14 protein-coding genes are annotated in these 16,695 nt (G+C 74.2%); 11 read left to right on the top strand and 3 right to left on the bottom strand.

Annotation, left to right across the window (positions count from 1 at the left end):
• Positions 1–130: 130 nt before the first annotated feature.
• Both AB0B39_RS26860 and AB0B39_RS26855 read left to right on the top strand, forming a co-directional pair.
• Positions 131–1,207 carry a cobalamin biosynthesis protein gene (locus AB0B39_RS26860; RefSeq protein WP_357575714.1) on the top strand — a complete coding sequence of 359 codons (1,077 nt, stop codon included), beginning with the start codon at positions 131–133 and terminating at the stop codon, positions 1,205–1,207.
• Positions 1,204–2,745, top strand: coding sequence for a cobyric acid synthase (locus tag AB0B39_RS26855; protein ID WP_357575713.1), 1,542 nt, complete (start codon positions 1,204–1,206; stop codon positions 2,743–2,745). Before AB0B39_RS26860 ends, AB0B39_RS26855 begins: the two co-directional genes overlap by 4 nt.
• 379 nt (positions 2,746–3,124) lie before the next feature.
• Here AB0B39_RS26855 and AB0B39_RS26850 read toward each other — a convergent pair whose 3' ends face one another.
• A complete protein-coding gene (locus tag AB0B39_RS26850) occupies positions 3,125–3,526 on the bottom strand; it encodes a rhodanese-like domain-containing protein (RefSeq protein ID WP_039908933.1) in 402 nt (133 codons plus the stop codon).
• Between the two features lie 510 nt (positions 3,527–4,036).
• Here AB0B39_RS26850 and AB0B39_RS26845 point away from each other — a divergent pair.
• The 5 genes from AB0B39_RS26845 to AB0B39_RS26825 all read left to right on the top strand — a co-directional run bounded on the left by AB0B39_RS26845 (position 4,037) and on the right by AB0B39_RS26825 (position 9,249).
• Positions 4,037–4,699, top strand: a complete 663-nt coding sequence (locus tag AB0B39_RS26845) for a hypothetical protein (RefSeq protein ID WP_357496265.1) — start codon at positions 4,037–4,039, stop codon at positions 4,697–4,699.
• Between the two features lie 66 nt (positions 4,700–4,765).
• Positions 4,766–5,911 (top strand): M48 family metallopeptidase, encoded by a 1,146-nt coding sequence (locus AB0B39_RS26840; RefSeq protein ID WP_357496165.1) that lies wholly within the window; start codon positions 4,766–4,768, stop codon positions 5,909–5,911.
• Positions 5,912–5,947: 36 nt separating this feature from the next.
• Entirely contained in the window at positions 5,948–7,291 is a 1,344-nt protein-coding gene (locus AB0B39_RS26835; protein WP_234582171.1) for a dipeptidase, read from the top strand.
• 71 nt (positions 7,292–7,362) lie between these two features.
• On the top strand, positions 7,363–7,569 hold the full coding sequence (locus AB0B39_RS26830; RefSeq protein WP_007464240.1) for a hypothetical protein: 207 nt from the start codon (positions 7,363–7,365) through the stop codon (positions 7,567–7,569).
• 87 nt (positions 7,570–7,656) lie between these two features.
• Positions 7,657–9,249, top strand: coding sequence for an ATP-dependent DNA ligase (locus tag AB0B39_RS26825; RefSeq protein WP_357496267.1), 1,593 nt, complete (start codon positions 7,657–7,659; stop codon positions 9,247–9,249).
• Positions 9,250–9,280: 31 nt separating this feature from the next.
• On the opposite strand, the gene AB0B39_RS26820 is transcribed toward AB0B39_RS26825, so the two are convergent.
• Complete coding sequence (locus AB0B39_RS26820) at positions 9,281–10,102, bottom strand: SURF1 family protein (RefSeq protein ID WP_234582131.1); 822 nt, start codon at positions 10,100–10,102, stop codon at positions 9,281–9,283.
• A 173-nt stretch (positions 10,103–10,275) separates the two neighbouring features.
• On the opposite strand from AB0B39_RS26820, the gene AB0B39_RS26815 reads away from it, so the two are divergent.
• Together AB0B39_RS26815 and AB0B39_RS26810 are read left to right on the top strand one after the other, a co-directional pair.
• Positions 10,276–11,679, top strand: coding sequence for a cobyrinate a,c-diamide synthase (locus AB0B39_RS26815; protein ID WP_357496169.1), 1,404 nt, complete (start codon positions 10,276–10,278; stop codon positions 11,677–11,679).
• Positions 11,676–12,245, top strand: a complete 570-nt coding sequence (locus tag AB0B39_RS26810) for a GNAT family protein (RefSeq protein ID WP_234582132.1) — start codon at positions 11,676–11,678, stop codon at positions 12,243–12,245. The genes AB0B39_RS26815 and AB0B39_RS26810 overlap by 4 nt, the downstream gene beginning before the upstream one ends.
• 9 nt (positions 12,246–12,254) lie before the next feature.
• Here AB0B39_RS26810 and AB0B39_RS26805 read toward each other — a convergent pair whose 3' ends face one another.
• Positions 12,255–14,384 (bottom strand): transglycosylase domain-containing protein, encoded by a 2,130-nt coding sequence (locus AB0B39_RS26805; protein WP_234582133.1) that lies wholly within the window; start codon positions 14,382–14,384, stop codon positions 12,255–12,257.
• 122 nt (positions 14,385–14,506) lie between these two features.
• Between AB0B39_RS26805 and cobC the strand changes: the two genes are divergently transcribed.
• Both cobC and cobT read left to right on the top strand, forming a co-directional pair.
• Positions 14,507–15,589 (top strand): Rv2231c family pyridoxal phosphate-dependent protein CobC, encoded by a 1,083-nt coding sequence (gene cobC / locus AB0B39_RS26800; protein ID WP_357575712.1) that lies wholly within the window; start codon positions 14,507–14,509, stop codon positions 15,587–15,589.
• The gene (gene cobT, locus AB0B39_RS26795) at positions 15,589–16,668 is read left to right on the top strand and encodes a nicotinate-nucleotide--dimethylbenzimidazole phosphoribosyltransferase (RefSeq protein ID WP_357496269.1); all 1,080 of its coding nucleotides are present in this window, start codon (positions 15,589–15,591) and stop codon (positions 16,666–16,668) included. The genes cobC and cobT overlap by 1 nt, the downstream gene beginning before the upstream one ends.
• Positions 16,669–16,695: the final 27 nt, after the last annotated feature.

The raw sequence follows: 16,695 nt of genomic DNA, 5'->3' as shown, positions 1-16,695 counted from the left end.
GACGGGGGCGGGGTGGCGACGCGATCGGCGTCGTCACCCCGCGTGACGGAAGTGGGGTTCGATGGAGCACGGCGGCCGCGGCTGGCGCACGGCGTGCTCGTCTAGGCTGGCCGGCCGGGGGGTGGTACGCGTGCGACGGACAGCGCCGGTGGCGAACGCGGTGGGCCTGGTGGCCGGTTACGCGCTGGACAGGCTGTTCGGCGACCCTCGCCGGTGGCATCCGGTCGCCGGGTTCGGGCAGGTGGCGGGCGCTCTGGAGAGTCGCCTGCACCGACCGGACCGGACGGCCGGCGCGGTGTTCACGGCACTGGCCGTCGGCGGGCCCGTGGTGCTCGGGGCGGTCGCCGCGGCGGCCACCCGGCACCGGCCGGTGAGCCGCGCGGTGCTCGTCGCCGCCGGCACCTGGACCGTGCTGGGCGGCCGTACGCTCCGACACGAGGCCGCCGTCATGGGCCGAACGCTTCGTGACGGTGACCTGCCCGCCGCCCGACAGCGCCTCGGCAACCTCTGCGGCCGGGACCCCTCGACGCTGGACGAGTCGGAGCTGGCCCGGGCCACAGTCGAGTCGGTCGCGGAGAACACCTCCGACGCGGTGGTCGCCCCGCTGCTCTGGGGCGCGGTCGCCGGCCTGCCCGGGCTGCTGGGCTACCGCGCCGCCAACACCCTCGACGCCATGGTCGGGCACCGATCGGAGCGCTACGCGCGGTTCGGCACCCCGGCCGCCCGGCTGGACGACCTGCTCAACCTGGTGCCGTCCCGGCTGACCGGGCTCCTCACCATCGCCGTCGCGCCGGTCGCGAACGGCGACCGGGAGCGGGCCTGGCGGGTGTGGCGACGGGACCGCAACGATCACCCGAGCCCCAACGCCGGCCAGTGCGAAGCGGCGATGGCCGGCGCGCTCGGCGTCCGCCTCGGTGGCCGCAACATGTACTTCGGGCGCTCCGAGGTCCGCCCGTTCCTGGGCGACGGCCCCCGTCCCGAGGCGCGGCACCTCAAGCGGGCAGCCCGCATCTCCGGCGCCGTCGGCCTGGCCGCACTCGGGCTGGCGGCCGCGTACCCGGTGACCGTCGGCCGCCTGGCCGGCGCGGTCGCTCGTCGGAGCCTGCGGGCCGTCGGAGCCAGGCCCGGGAGCGGCCTGCTGTCCGGCGGGGCCGGGTCGGAGCGCGGCCTGTTTCGCGGCGCGGTGCGGCGGGAGAGCGGGCGGTGAGCGGCGGGTTGCTGGTCGCCGGCACCACCTCCGACGCGGGCAAGAGCGTGCTCACCGCCGGCATCTGCCGATGGCTGCACCGGCAGGGCGTGAAGGTGGCGCCGTTCAAGGCGCAGAACATGTCGAACAACTCGGCCGTCGTGGTCGGGCCGGACGGGCGCGGCGGCGAGATCGGCCGCGCACAGGCCATGCAGGCCGCCGCCTGCGGCCTCGCCCCGGACCTGCGCTTCAACCCCGTTCTGCTCAAGCCCGGTAGCGACCTGGCCAGCCAGGTGGTTCTCCTCGGCACGGCGGTCGACACGATCACCGCCGGCACCTTCCGACAGTTGCGGCCCCGGCTCGCCGAGACCGCGTACGCGGCGCTGACCGAGCTGCGGGCCGCGTACGACGTGGTGATCTGTGAGGGCGCCGGGAGCCCGGCGGAGATCAACCTGCGGGCCGGGGACTACGTGAACATGGGCCTCGCGCGGCACGCCAACCTGCCCGCCATCGTGGTCGGCGACATCGACCGGGGCGGCGTCTTCGCCTCGATGTTCGGCACGGTGGCCCTGCTCGACCCGGCGGACCAGGCGCTCATCGCCGGCTTCGTGATCAACAAGTTCCGTGGCGACCTCGGTCTGCTCCAGCCCGGGCTGGACATGCTGCGTCAGGTGACCGGCCGTCCCACGTACGGGGTGCTGCCCTGGTCGCTCGACCTCTGGCTGGACGCGGAGGACTCGCTCGCCTACGGCCGGGTGCTCGGCCGCCCCGCCGCTCCGCACGGCACCGACTGGCTGGACGTGGCAGTCGTCCGGCTACCCCGGATCAGCAACGCCACCGACGTGGAAGCGCTCGCCACCGAACCGGGCGTGCGCGTACGTCTGACCGTCGAACCGGCCGAACTGGCCGCCGCCGACCTGATCGTCCTGCCCGGCTCGAAGTCGACAGTCGCGGACCTCACCTGGCTACGCGAGACCGGCCTCGCCGACGCGGTGACCAGACACGTGGCAGCCGGCAAGCCGGTGCTCGGCCTCTGTGGCGGCTTCCAGATGCTCGGTCGGGCGATCCACGACCCGGTCGAGAGCCGGCAGGGCAGCGTGCCCGGGCTCGGTCTGCTGCCCATCGAGATCACCTTCGATCCGCGCAAGACCGTCCGGCAGTCGGTAGGCACCGGCCCCGGCGACGTGGCGGTCCGCGGCTACGAGATCCACCACGGGTACGTCTCGCAGACCGACCCGGCCCTGACTCCGCTGCTGACCGGAGCCGACGGCAGCGGTGAGGGCGCGGTGCTCGGCGCGGTGCACGGCACGCACTGGCACGGGGCGTTCGAGTCCGACGGATTCCGTCGCTGGTTCCTCACCGAGGCCGCCCGGCTGGCAGGGCGTACCGGGTTCCGGGTCGCGCCGGGCACCAGCTTCGCCGCAGCCCGGGAAGGCTCGCTCGACCTGCTCGGCGACCTCGTCGAGGAGCACCTGGACACCGACGCCCTCTGGCGCCTCATCGAGAGCGGCGCACCCCCCGGTCTTCCCTTCATCCCACCCGGCGCCCCGTCGAGCTGAGCCCGACCCAGCGCCGGCCGACCTGAGCCCGACCCGGCGTCCCGTCGAGCTGAGCCCGACCCGGTGTCGGTCGAGCTGAGCCCGACCCGGGCGTCCCGCCGACCTGAGCCCACCCGGGCGCCGCAAGATCGTGCTCGATCCATGAAGTAGTGGTGTCGACGACGCCGGGATGCCACTACATCCATGTTCCAGCGCGATCTTCAGCGGCGGGGGCGGACGGTGTCGTGCGGGCCCGCGATCAGCGCGGCCTCCAGCGGCGGGTGCGGACGTGTCGCGCAGGCCCGCGGTCCCAGGGCCGCCTCCAGCGTCGGGGCGCGGCCGACGCGGCGCGGGTGCGGTGGACGCGGCGCGGGCGTGGTGGACGCGGCGCGGGCGCGGTTCAGGGCCGGATGTCGGCGGGGCGGTCAGTGGTGGGCAGCCCGGCGGCCAGCCACGCGTCGACGCCGCCGATCATGTCGGTGGCCCGGCGCAGGCCGAGGGTCTGGAGACTGGCGGCGGCCAGGCTGGAGCTGTAGCCCTGGCGGCACACCACCACGATCTCCCGGTCGTACGCGGTGGCCTCCGGGATGCGCCAGGCGCTTGCCGGATCGAGCCGCCATTCCAGCACCGTGCGGTCGATGACGACCGCCCCGGGCAGGTCGCCCTGTTCGCGGCGCTGGGTGTCGGTGCGGGTGTCGACTAGCAGGGCGCCACCGCGGACCGCCTCGACGGTCTGCTGTGGAGTCAATCGGTGCAGCCCGGCGCGGGCCTGTTCGAGCAGGGCGTCAATGCCGGGGCTCATCACGTCTCGGAGCACCACCCGATCATGCCGACTCGGGTACCAAGCCGCGCGCCGAACGGGCCGCCCGTCACCCGTCGCCGCCCCAATTCCCCCGGTCGTGAGAGTGACCGGTCCAGGGCCGTCAGCCGGACGTGTCAGGCTGGCGAAACCGGGGTGATCGACTCGGTTTCCGTGATGTCGGGGTGTCCTGGCCGACGGGATACCCCGACATCAATGATGCCGAGTTGATCTGGGCGGTGAACCGCCGGCGCGGGGGCTTGCGCGAGGCATACTTCGGTCGTGCACGGACCCGTCACCAGGGAGCCTGCCCGCAGGGGCCCACAGCGGCGCAGCCCCGACGGCACGGGCCGGAACGGGGATGGGGGCGTGGGCGAGGGCGGGTCGCAGGGCGGTGACGGGGGGCGCGCGGGGAGCGGGAACGAAGGCGTGACCGGGGACAGGGCGGGGAGCGGGAACGAAGGCGTGGGCGAGGGCGGGTCGCAGGGCGGAAACGAGGGCGGGCACGGGGGCGTGGACGTCGGCGGGCCGACCGGGCGATCCGCCGGGCAGGTGCCGCCGGTGGTGGTCGTCGAGGCGTACGCCGAGTTGGCGCGTCGGGTGCTCGCGGGCCCGGCGCGGTTGGGGCGGACCCGGCTCGTCGCGGTCGACGGGCCGAGCGGCGCGGGCAAGAGCCGGTTCGCCGCGCACCTCGCGGACGCCCTGGCGGCGCTGCCCGGCGGGCGTCCGCCGGTGGTGCACACCGACGACCTGCTCGACGGCTGGGACGATCAGCTCACCTTCTGGCCTCGTCTCGACAGCGAGGTGCTGACCCCGCTGCGCCAGGGGGAGCCGGGGTCCTACCGGCGCTACAGCTGGGTGCGGCGGTGCTTCCTGCCCCGCCCGGTGCCGGTGCCGGTGACGCCGGTGCTGATCGTGGAGGGGGTCAGCGCGGCACGTGCCGTCGTCCGGCCGGAGCTGACCCTCGCCGTCTTCGTCACCGCGCCCGCGCCGCTGCGGCTGGCCCGGGCGGTCGAGCGGGACGGGCCGGAGATCCTGCCCGAGCTGCGCCGCTGGCATGCCGGGGAGCGGGCGCACTTCGCCGCCGACGACACCGCCACGCGCGCCGACCTGGTGGTCGACGGTGCGCCGACGGTGCCGCTGGACGCGTCCCGCTACTACGTGCGGGTTCGCTGACCGGGCATGGACGTTGGCCACCCGCTGGGGCACGATGCGAGGACTCACGGCGAACGGGGACCCATCATGACGGCAGCGGACGCGCCAGCGCGGCGCCGGATCACCCTCACCGGCATCAGCTCGCGGGCCTGGGAGCATCCGGCCGACCGGGGCGCCCTGGTCGCGTTGCGCGAGTTGCGTGGTTTCGACGACGTGGTGCGGGCGTTCTTCGGCATGTGGAACGAGCGGGGTTTCCGGCTGTCCGTGCTGGCGTCCGGCATCCGCGTCGATCACCGGCAGTATCCGGCGGTGTGGCAGCGCTACACCGAGGCCGCGGCGGCGCTGGACGTCGCCGAGCTGCCCGAGCTGTACGTGACGCAGTCGCCCTGGCTGGGCGCCGAGGCGGTCGGTCTGGACCGGCCGTTCATCGTGCTGAACTCGGCGTGCGTGCAGCAGCTCGACGAGGACGAGCTGCGCTGCCTGCTCGGCCACGAGTTGGGGCACGTGGGCAGCGGGCACGCGGTCTACAAGACCATGCTCATGATCCTCACCCGGTGGGCGGCCAACCTGAGCTGGTTGCCGGTGGGCGCGTTCGCGCTGCGGGCGATCATCGCGGCGATGCTGGAGTGGTGGCGCAAGGCGGAGCTGTCCGCCGACCGGGCCGGCCTGCTCGCCGGGCAGGACCCGGCCGCCGCGCTGCGGCTGCTGATGAAGCTCGCGGGCGGCGGCGACCTGTCGCAGATCGACACGACAGCCTTCCTGGAGCAGGCCGCCGAGTACGCCGGCGGCGGCGACCTGCGCGACAGCCTGCACAAGATCCGGATGACGGCGTGGAGCACCCACCCCGCGCCCGTGGCGCGGGCCGCGCAGGTGCGGCAGTGGATCGACTCCGGGGCGTACGGGCGGGTGCTGGCCGGGGACTATCCGCGCCGCGACGACGACGCCTCGACAAGCGTCTCGGAGGAGATCAAGGCTGCCGCCGAGTCGTACCGGGAGGAGTTCAGCAGTTCCACCGACCCGCTGGTCGGGTTGCTGCGCCGCCTCGGCGACGGGGCCAGCGACGTCGGCGAGTGGGTGGGCGGCACGGCCGGCCGGGCCCGCTCCTGGATGGATGCCGCCACCGACGCGGCCGCCCGCGCGCACCGCGCCGGCCGGGCCGCCCCGGGCGCGCGGGCGGGCTCCGGCCCAGCGAGCGGCGGTGACGGTACGGGCTCGGCCCGCATGCCTGAGTAAGGCCAGCATACGATTCCGGTCATGACCTCACCGATCATGTCCGAGTCCGAGGTGCGGGCCGCCGTCGAGCGGGAGATGCCCGGCGTCCGCGCTGACCTGGAACGCCTCGTCCGCATCCCCGGCATCGCCTTCGAGGGCTTCGACCACTCACACGTGGAGCGTTCCGCCGAGGCGGTCGCCGAACTGCTGCGCGGCTGCGGCCTGGACGTCGACATCGTGCGCTCCGGCGGGCAGCCCGCCGTGATCGGCCGTCGGGCGGCCCCACCCGGTGCGCCCACCGTGCTGCTCTACGCCCACCACGACGTGCAGCCGGTCGGTGACCGGTCGCTGTGGGAGTCCGACCCGTTCGAGCCGGTCGAGCGCGACGGCCGCCTGTACGCCCGGGGCGCGGCCGACGACAAGGCCGGCATCATGGCGCACGTCGCGGCCCTGCGGGCGTACGGGGACGCGTTGCCGGTCGGTGTGGTGCTGTTCATCGAGGGCGAGGAGGAGTACGGCTCCGACTCGCTGGAGCGGCTGCTCGTCGAGCACCGCGACGAGATCGCCTCGGATGTCATCGTGATCGCCGACTCCGCGAACTGGGACATCGGCGTACCGGCGTTGACGACCTCGCTGCGCGGCATCGTGAACTGCTTCGTCGAGGTGCGCACGCTGGACCACGCCGTGCACAGCGGCATGTTCGGCGGGGCGGTCCCGGACGCGCTCACCACGCTGGTGCGGCTGCTGGCCACGCTGCACGACGACGCCGGTGACGTGGCGGTCGACGGGCTGATTGGCCGGGTGGGCGCCACCGTCGACTACCCGGAGGACCGGTTCCGGGCCGAGGCAGGGCTGGCCGAGGGCGTGCGGTTGATCGGCACCGGCCGGATCACCGACCGGATCTGGACCAAGCCGGCGCTGGCCGTGCTCGGCGTGGACGCGCCGTCCACCGGCGAGGCGCCGAACGCCCTGGTCCCGGCCGCGAAGGCGAAGCTCAGCGTCCGCCTGGCCCCGGGTGACGACCCCAAGCGGGCGTACGAGGCGGTGCGCGCGCACCTGGAGAAGCACGCGCCGTGGGGCGCGCAGGTGACGGTCAGCTTCGAGCACGACGGCGACCCGTGTGTGATCGACGCGTCCGGGCCGATGTTCGACGCCGCGCGGTCGGCGTTCCGGGCCGCCTGGGACGGCACCGATCCGGTGGACGTCGGCATCGGCGGGTCGATCCCGTTCATCGCCACGTTCCAGGAGATGTTCCCGCAGGCGGCGATCCTGGTGACCGGCGTCGAGGATCCGCACGCCCGCGCGCACGGCCCGAACGAGAGCCTGCACCTCGGGGAGTTCGCCCGGGTGTGCCTCGCCGAGGCGCTGCTGCTGGGCAAGGTGGCGGCTGCCGCCGCCTGACAACGGAGAGTTTGCGTCTGATCTGCCCGTATGCGGCGTGTCGCCGATGGGATTGCTATAGGCTTTCGAACATGAGTACGAACGAGGTGATGGCCCGGTTGGGGGCCGCCGTCAGCGCACTGGGGGACGTCGACGTCTCCGCGTGGTCCGAGGACACGCTCAACGACCAGCTCGGTGAGCTGTCCGCCGCCCTGGTCGCCCTCGACTCGGTGCTCTCCCGGGTCGCCGGCGAGGTCCGCGCCCGAGGGTTGCGCATCGAGGAACCCGTCTCCGCCTGATTCCCGCCGCCCTCCGTGGGCTGCGGCACCGCGCCGACACCGCCCGGGCACGGCAATGCCCGGGCGGTGTCGGAGGTGGCTGGCAGGATGGGCTTCGTGCGGTTCATCGACCTGGCGGCCACCTCCGCCGCCGTGGGCGCCACCAACGGCCGGCGGGCCAAGGTGGAGCTGCTCGCCGACGCGCTGCGCCGGCTCGACCCGGCCGAGGTGGAGCCCGGCGCCGGCTATCTCGCCGGTGAGCTGCGCCAGCGACAGACCGGCGTGGGCTACGCGAGTCTGCGTGACCTGCCGCCACCGGCCACCGAGCCGACGCTGACCGTGGCAGCCGTCGACGCGGCCATCGCGCAGATCGCCGCAGTGCAGGGCGCCGGGTCGCAGGCCCGCCGCCGGGCTCTGCTCGGCAGCCTCTACGCGGCGGCCACCGCCGACGAACAACGGCTGCTCACCGGCCTGTTCGGCGGTGAGCTGCGCCAGGGCGCCCAGGCCGGGCTGCTCGCCGACGCCGTGGCCCGGGCCGCCGACGTACCGGTGGCCACCGTCCGTCGGGCCCTGCTGCTCGCCGGTGACCTGCGTGCCGTGGCGGTGGCCGCGCTGGCCGGCGGCGAGGCCGAGCTGGCCGGGTTCGGCCTGCAGGTCGGCCGGCCGCTGGCGCCGATGCTCGCGCAGAGCGCCCCCTCGGTCGACGAGGCGCTGGCCGCGACCGGCACGCCGGCGGTGGTGGACGTGAAGCTCGACGGCATCCGCATCCAGGTGCACCGCTCCGGCGCCGACATCGCCGTGTTCACCCGCAGCCTCGACGAGATCACCCGCCGGGTGCCCGAGGTGGTCGCGGCGGTCCGCGCCCTGCCCGGCCGGGAGTTGGTGCTCGACGGCGAGGCGATCGGCCTGGACGAGACGGGCCGCCCGTTGCCGTTCCAGCAGACCTCCAGCCGGGCTGCCCGGCGCACCACCCCGAGCACCACCGGGCGCACTCCGGTCGCCCCGGCGGTGCTCGCGGCCGCAGCCAGCACCGGCGCGACGGTGCTCACCCCGTACTTCTTCGACCTGCTGCACCTCGACGGTGAGGATCTGATCGACCTGCCCGGTCGGGAGCGGTGGGCCGCGCTCGCCGGCGCGGTGGACGCGTCACTGCTGGTGGGGCGCATGGAGGTTGACGGGCCGGAGCAGGCCGGCGCGGCGTTCGCCGCCGCGCTCGACGCCGGCCAGGAGGGCGTGGTGGTCAAGGACCCGGACGCCCCCTACGACGCCGGCCGGCGCGGGGCCGCCTGGGTCAAGGTCAAACCGCGGCACACCCTCGACCTGGTGGTGCTCGCCGTCGAGTGGGGCAGCGGCCGGCGCAAGGGCTGGTTGTCCAACCTGCATCTGGGTGCCCGCGACCCGCGCACCGGCGACTTCGTGATGCTCGGCAAGACGTTCAAGGGGCTCACCGACGAGCTGCTGCGCTGGCAGACCGAGCGGTTCCTCGACCTTGCCGTGGAACGCGGCGACTGGGTGGTCCGGGTCCGCCCGGAGCAGGTGGTGGAGATCGCTTTCGACGGGGTGCAGACGAGCACCCGTTATCCGGGTGGGATGGCCCTGCGCTTCGCTCGGGTGGTGCGCTACCGGGACGACAAGTCCGCCGCCGAGGCCGACACGATCGACGCGGTCCGCGCCATCCACGCCGGCCGCCCCGGCGGGTGACGGGCCCCGCCGACCCGGGCGGGCCGCCCGGTCAGGCGGACGCGCTCGGCGTCGGCTCGGCCGCCCGGTCCAGCGGGGCGCTCGTGCTGCCGAGCCCGGCGGCCCGCCGTGCCTCGCGTCGGGCCACCCAGCCGTAGCCGAAGATCGCCATGGCGGCGAAGAGCCACCACTGCACGACGTAACCGAAGTTCTGCCAGTTGTTGGTGTGCCCGACCGGCACGGCCTTGAACACCGGGTCGGCGGCCGGGGTCTGGTCGTCCAGCAGCAGGTAGCCGCCGTAGACCGGGTAGGGCAGCTCGCGGGCCAGCCGCGGTACGGCGATCCGCCGCGTCTCCAGCCGGCCGTCGCGGCGGTCCACCGCGCCGCCGCCGCTCTCGGTCTCGTGCACCCGACCGCTGACCGTCACGTCGCCGCCCGGCGGGGTGGGCACCGACGGCTGGGCGGTCGCCCCGCCCGGCGCGGGCGGGATCCAGCCCCGGTCCACCAGCAGCGCGCTGCCGTCGGCGAGAACCAGCGGGGTGAGCACCTCGAAGCCGACCCGGCTGTCGACAGTCCGACCGCGGACCAGGACGGTGTTCGACGTGTCGTACCGGCCGGTGGCGGTGATCCGGGTCCAGACCTTGTCCTTCGCGGGGGCCGGGCCGGCGGTCCCCGGACCGTCGGTGGGCGCGCGGAACGCGTCGGCCAGGGGCCCGGGGGCCATCCGCTCGCCCGCGTCGATCCGCTCGTTGATCTCGGTGCGGCCCCGGTAGCGGTCCAGCTGCCAGTTGCCCAGCCACACCATGACGGCGGCGGCGACCAGGGTCAGCGCGAGGGCGCCCAACCAGCGTGGGCTCAGCAGGAACCGGTACACGGCACCGAGGCTACCCGTATGACCGGGGCCACTCACCGCGACCGGGCCGGGACGGTCCGCCGACCCCCGGTTGGCGGTGCTCGCCCGTCGGATCGGACGGGTATCGTCACGCCGACGGATCGACCTTTTCGGTTGTCCGTCGCGTACCCGCCGCCGCCCGCGAGGAGTCGATGATGACCGTCGTGCCGCGCCTGGTGCTCAGCGCACCGTCCTCCGGGCACGGAAAGAACGCGCTGGCGATCGGGCTGCTCGCCGCACTGGCCGAGCGGGGTGTCGACGTCGCCGGGTTCAAGCTCGGCCCGGACCATGTCGACGCCGCGTACCTCGGTCTCGCCGCCGGTCGGCCCGGTCGGGTGATCGATCCCCGGCTGGTCGGCGTCGACCGGCTCGCCCCGCTTGTCGCACACGGCGCCGCGGGCGCCGCGCTCGCCGTGGTGCAGGGCAGCATGGGCCTGTACGACTCCGTCGGTGGCCGCCCGGAGCAGGAGTCCACGGCCGCCGCGGCCACCGCGCTGCGCAGTCCGGTGGTGCTGGTGGTCGACGTGGCCGCGATGGGCCAGTCGGTGGCCGCCCTGGTGCACGGTTTCCGCTCGTACGACGAGCAGTTGTGGCTGGGCGGGGTGATCCTCAACCGGGTGGCGTCGTCGCGGCACGAGGCGATGCTGCGGGAGGCGCTGGACGACGTCGGCGTGCCGGTCTACGGCGCGTTGCGTCGCCAGGACCTGCCGGCCGTGCTGCCGTCACGCCGGCACGGGGTGGCGCCGGTGGTCGACTCCTCGGCCGACGCGGGCCGTGCGGTGCGCCGGCTGGGCGAGGCGGTCGCCGCCACTGTCGACCTGGAGCGGCTGCTCGGCCTGGCCCGTTCCGCCCCGCCGCTGCCGGCGGCGGCGTGGTCGCCGCAGGAGGCGCTCGGTGAGCTGGTCGTCCCGGCGCAGCGTCCGCTGGTGGCGCTGGCCGGCGGGCCGGGTGGCAGCTTCAGCCACCCGGAGACCGCGGAGCTGCTGACCGCCGCCGGCGCCGAGGTGGTCACTGTCGATCCGCTGCGCGACGAGGCGCTGCCGGTGGGCACCCGCGCGCTTGTCGTCGGGGGTGCGCTGCCCGAGTCGTACGCCGAGCAGTTGTCGGCCAACCGGCGGCTCTGCATCGCGGTGGCTGAGCTGGCCCGCACCGGGCGGCCGGTGGTCGCCGAGGGCGCCGGCCTGCTGTGGCTGGCCCGGGAGCTGGACGGGCTGCCGATGTGCGGTGTGCTGGACGCGGTGGGCGTGAGCCGCGACGGCCTCGTGGTGGGCTACCGGGAGGCGACCGCCCAGACCGACAGCGTGGTCGCCGCGAGCGGCACTGTTGTCGTCGGGCACAAGGAGCACCGGGCGGTGCTCACCCCGCGCGCCGGTCAGCGGCCGGCCTGGAGCTGGGACGGCGGCACGCCGGAGGGTTTCGTGTGGCGCAACGTGCACGCCTCGCAGCTCACCCTGCACTGGGCGGGGCACCCGGCGACCGCCGCCCGGGTGGTTGCGGCGGCGGCCAGCGAGCCAACTGTCGAGGCGGTGCCCGCGCAGACTCCCGTGGTGCCCGCGTGATCGGTGAGTTGGCGGTCCGCCGGTTTCCGGCGTTGACCGTCTCCACCCCGCGCACCGAGGTGCGTCGGCTCACGGCGGCGGACGCGTCGGCGGCCGGGGAGATCTTCGCCGACAAGCTGACCCGCAGGTGGCTGCCGCTTGCCGACGACTCCGGCCCGATCGACGGGCACGCCTGGTGCACGGATCTGGCCCGGCAGCGACGCGACAGCGGCGAGGGCGACCACTACGCGGTGGTCCGCCGGGAGGACGACCAGGTGGTCGGCTCCCTCTGGACGCGGCGCACCGACTGGGGCGCCCGGCTCACCGAGATCTCCTATGCGATGGCCCCCCACGCGCGGGGCTTCGGCCTGGCCGCCGAGGCGGTGGACGCGGTGGCCATCGCGTTGATCCTGGAGCACGGCTTCCAGCGGGTCGAGCTGCGGGTGGCGCCGGGAAACCTGGCGTCCCGCCGGGTCGCCGAGAAGGCCGGCTTCAGCTACGAGGGGCTGCTGCGCAACGCCGGTTTCGTCGGCGGTGGCCGGGTCGACCTCGAACTGTGGTCGTTCGTGGCGGCGGATCTGCGCTGATCCGCGTCGTCATCCGACGATGGCGTCCGACGGTGGCGTGAACTGTCGGGTCGGTGTGCCCTTCAGGCCGTCGCGCAGTGTCTCGGCCACCGCCGCGATCGGGATCTGGGACTGCCCGTCACCGACGGCGTTGAACGGGTTGTCCGGGTCGGAGATGAAGCTCGCCGCGGCCAGCTCCGGGGTGTAGCCGACGAACCAGGCGGACCGGGTGCTGTCGGTGGTGCCGGTCTTGCCGGCGACCGGGCGGCCGACCGTGCCCCGGACGCTGTCGGCGGTTGACCAGCCGCCGCAGCCGCCGCGTGCCGGAGTGTCCCCGGTCGGGCAGCGGGCGGCGTCGGTGGCCGCCCTCGCCGCGTCGGCGCTGACCACCTGCCGGCAGCGCGGCTTGGCGACCTCGCGGTGCAGACCGCCCGGGGTGGCGTACGTGGCCGGGGTGCCGTCCCGGTTCATGATCGCCTGTACCGGGATCGCCTCGCAGTAGCGGCCGTCGGCCGCCACGGCGGCGTAGGCGTTCGCCATCTCCAGCGGTGTGGCGTCGGAGACGCCCAGGGTGAACGCGCCCCACTTCTTGGCCTTGCCCGGGGACGCCTGTTCCCGGTCGACGTCGGTGCGCCAGCGCAGCCCGAGCTGTTCGGCCAGCCGGACCGCCCGGTCTGCGCCGACCTTTTCCTCCAGCCACACGAAGTACGTGTTGACGGACTTGCCGAAGCCGGACCACATGGTCTGCTGTCCGGTCATCGCGCCGCTGGCGTTGGAGGGCGCCCAGCCGTCGTAGACCGACGACTTGTAGCGGTACGGGGCGTTGAACGAGGTGGACAGCGTCATCCCCGAGTCCAGCGCGGCCAGCATCGGGAACATCTTGAACGTCGACCCGGCCTGGTAGCCCGGCAGGTCGCCGCCGCCGAGCAGCGGCGCCACGGTGTTCGGATAGTTGGCCTTCACCTTGGGTCCGGCCTCGGGGTTGGAGCTGGGTGGGTTGTCGGCCAGGTCCAGGGAGTAGTTCCGGTTCACCGCCATGGCCTTCACGCGCCCGGTCCCCGGCTCGGAGACCACGATCCCGTTGGCGAACGGGCTGCCGGTGCCCTCCTTGGCGCCGACGTTCTTCTCGGCCGCCTCCTGGATCTTGGGGTCGAGGCTGAGCACGATGCGGTAGCCGCCCCGACGCAGCTTGTCCATCCGTTCCAGCCGGTTGGCCCCGAACGCGGGCTGCGAGCTCCACCAGTTCTTCAGGTAGTCGCAGGCGAAGCCCCAGCTCCGGTACTTCTCGATGAGCGAGGCGCAGTCACTCGGCGGGGTGGTGAGCTTCAGCCGGATCGGCTCGGTCTTCGCGGCGGCGGCCGAGTCGGGGGAGAGGTAGCCGAGCTGACTCATCCGGTCCAGTACGTAGTTGCGCCGCCCGGTGGCGTCCTTCTGGTCGGTGTCGGCCGGGTCGTACTCGGAGGGGGACTTGACCAGCCCGGCGAGGGTGGCCGCCTCGACCGGGGTGAGGTCCTTCGGGGTCTTGGAGAAGAAGATCTCGCTGGCGGCGTAGATGCCGTACGCCCGGTGGCCGAAGTACGCGGAGTTCAGGTAGCGCTCGAGGATCTGCTCCTTGCTCATCTCCTTCTCCAGGTCCAGCGCCATGCGCATCTCCTTGACCTTGCGCAGGCTGGTCTGCTGGGTGGCCTCCTGGACCTCCTTGGGGGTGGTCGCGCTGTCCCGCAGGGCCATCCGGACGTACTGCATGGTCAGCGTCGAGGCGCCCTGGGAGCCGCCGGAGCGGGCGTTGGACACGAAGGCGCGGGCGACGCCCTTCGGGTCGACGCCGTGGTGCTGGTAGAAGCGGTTGTCCTCGGCGGCGACGATCGCCTGCTGGATGTTCGGCGACATGTCCGACAGCTTCGTGTACTGCCGGTACTCCTCGTAGAACATGGTCAGCACGGTCTTGCCGTCCGGGGCGTAGAGGTAGGAGGTCTCGGCGGGCAGGGCGGTGGTCAGCAGTCTGGTCTTCTGCTCCGTGGCGTGCGCGGTGGCCTTCGCGCCGAGCCCGGTGAAGGCGACCACCGGGTACGCGACGGCGGCGATCACGATGCCGGCGATGAGCCCGGCGCGGAGAAGAGGGACGAGTCGACCAGCGGCAGCAAGGGGTCGGGTGCTCACGTGGCCAAGTTATGACATTTCCGATTCGTACATGAGAAGAACTCATAAACCCGTGAGGTGGTGACATGGCTTACGCCGACAGTGACTGTCCCGCCGGCCACCTTCCCGGCAGGATCGCGGACATGCGTGATCAGTTCGAGGCCGTCGCCCCGCCCACCGGGGCCGAGCCGGACCTCGCGCACCACGGGGACGCCGAGGTGGGCGCCGGTCTGATCGACCTCGCCGTCAACGTCCGCCAGGCGCCGCCGCCGGCCTGGCTGGCTGATCCGATCGCCGCCACCCTCACCGACCTGGCCCGCTACCCCGACCCGGCGCCGGCCCGCGCCGCCGTCGCCGCCCGGCACCGGCGTCACCCGGACGAGGTACTGCTCACCGCCGGCGCCGCCGAGGGCTTCGTGCTGATCGCCCAGGCGTTGCGGGGCATTCGCCGACCCGTGGTGGTGCACCCGCAGTTCACCGAGCCGGAGGCGGCGCTACGGGCCGCCGGTCATCCGGTCGAGCGGGTGTTGCTGGACCCGGCCGACGGGTTCCAGCTCGATCCGTCAGTGGTGCCCGACGACGCCGACCTGGTGATGATCGGTAACCCGACGAATCCCACCTCGGTGCTGCACCCCGCGCGGACGGTGGCCGCGCTGGCCCGCCCGGGTCGGGTGCTGGTGGTCGACGAGGCGTTCGCGGACACCACCGGCGGTGCGCACTCCGGCGAGCCGGAGTCGCTGGCCCAGCGGCGGGATCTGCCCGGCCTGCTCGTCCTGCGCAGCCTCACCAAGACGTGGGGCCTGGCCGGCCTGCGGATCGGCTACCTGCTCGGCGCCCCGGAGTTGCTGGCCCGCCTGGCCGCCGTGCAGCCGCTGTGGGCCGTCTCCACGCCCGCGCTGGCCGCCGCCGAGGCCTGCGCCACCGCAGTCGCGGTCGAGGCCGAACGCGCGATCGCCGCCGACCTCGCCGCCGACCGCGACCACCTGGTCGCGCGCCTGGCCGACCTGCCCGGCGTACGCGTCGCGGGGCGTCCGGCCAGCGCGTTCGTCCTGCTGCACCTGCCCGACGCGAACCGGGTCCGGGAGGGCCTGCGCGATCGGGGCTGGGCGGTACGCCGGGGCGACACCTTCCCCGGGCTCGGCCCGGACTGGCTGCGCGTCGCGGTACGCGACCGAAACACCACCGACGCGTTCATCGAGGTGCTGCGCGAGACCATGGAGGCATGATGCTGGAGACCACGATTTCGGCCATCCGGCCACTCGACGAGGCGGCGATGGCCGCCGCCCGCGAGCTGCACGGCCGGCTGACCAAGCCGGCGGGCTCGCTGGGCCTGCTGGAGGATCTGTCGGTACGCCTCGCCGGGCTGGCCGGGGTCTGCCCACCGCCGGTGCCCGAGCCGGCGGCCGTGGCGATCTTCGCGGGCGACCACGGGGTGCACGCCCAGGGGGTCAGCCCGTGGCCGCAGGAGGTCACCGCGCAGATGATCGGCAACTTCCTGGCCGGCGGCGCGGTCGTCAACGCGTTCGCCCGCCAGGCCGGCGCCTCGGTCACGGTTGTCGACGTCGGGGTGGCCAACCCGCTGCCCGTCCCCGAGGCTTCCGGGCCGGTCGACGCGTCCGCGCCCCGACTGGTCGCCGCCTCCGTGCGCCGGGGCACCCGGGATCTCACGGTGACCGCCGCGCTCACCCGGGACGAGGCGTTGGCCGCGGTGTCGACAGGCATCCGGATCGCCGACGAGCTGATCGACGCCGGGGCGGGCATCCTGCTCACCGGGGACATGGGCATCGGCAACACCACCCCGGCCGCCGCGCTGATCGCCGCGTTCACCGGCGTCGACGCGCTCGACTCCACCGGCCGGGGCACCGGGATCGACGACCCGACGTACGCCCACAAGGTTGCAGTCGTGCGGGCCGCGCTGGCCCGGCACACGCCCGATCCGGCCGACCCCCTGGGCGTGCTCGCCGCCGTCGGTGGCCTTGAGCACGCCGCGCTGGCCGGGCTGATCCTGGGCGCCGCGGCCCGCCGTACGCCGGTCCTGCTGGATGGTGTGATCGCGGTGTCGGCGGCGCTCGCCGCCGCCGCGTTCGCACCGGACGCGGTCGGGGCCATGGTCGCCGGGCACCGCTCGGCCGAGCCGGGCGCGACTGTGGCACTGCGCCACCTCGGCCTCGACCCGCTGATCGACCTGGGACTGCGCCTCGGCGAGGGCACCGGCGCGCTGCTGGCGCTGCCCGTGGTCACCGGGGCGGTCCGCGTGCTGCACGACGTGGCCACCTTCGACTCCGCCGGGGTGGCCGAGAAGTGACCACGTTCGGCGGTCGGTCGGGTGGCG

Origin of the sequence: Micromonospora sp. NPDC049114 (assembly GCF_040648635.1) — a bacterium.
Classification (GTDB): Bacteria; Actinomycetota; Actinomycetes; order Mycobacteriales; family Micromonosporaceae; genus Micromonospora.
This window is presented reverse-complemented; position numbering and strand designations above follow the sequence as displayed.

Bases quoted from the DNA above. Each gene is read 5' to 3' on its own strand.
- AB0B39_RS26850 (WP_039908933.1), bottom strand. From the start codon at position 3,526: ATGAGCCCCGGCATTGACGCCCTGCTCGAACAGGCCCGCGCCGGGCTG.
- AB0B39_RS26815 (WP_357496169.1), top strand. From the start codon at position 10,276: ATGACCGTCGTGCCGCGCCTGGTGCTCAGCGCACCGTCCTCCGGGCAC.
- AB0B39_RS26830 (WP_007464240.1), top strand. From the start codon at position 7,363: ATGAGTACGAACGAGGTGATGGCCCGGTTGGGGGCCGCCGTCAGCGCA.
- AB0B39_RS26825 (WP_357496267.1), top strand. From the start codon at position 7,657: ATGGGCTTCGTGCGGTTCATCGACCTGGCGGCCACCTCCGCCGCCGTG.
- cobT (WP_357496269.1), top strand. From the start codon at position 15,589: ATGCTGGAGACCACGATTTCGGCCATCCGGCCACTCGACGAGGCGGCG.
- cobC (WP_357575712.1), top strand. From the start codon at position 14,507: ATGCGTGATCAGTTCGAGGCCGTCGCCCCGCCCACCGGGGCCGAGCCG.
- AB0B39_RS26840 (WP_357496165.1), top strand. From the start codon at position 4,766: ATGACGGCAGCGGACGCGCCAGCGCGGCGCCGGATCACCCTCACCGGC.
- AB0B39_RS26835 (WP_234582171.1), top strand. From the start codon at position 5,948: ATGTCCGAGTCCGAGGTGCGGGCCGCCGTCGAGCGGGAGATGCCCGGC.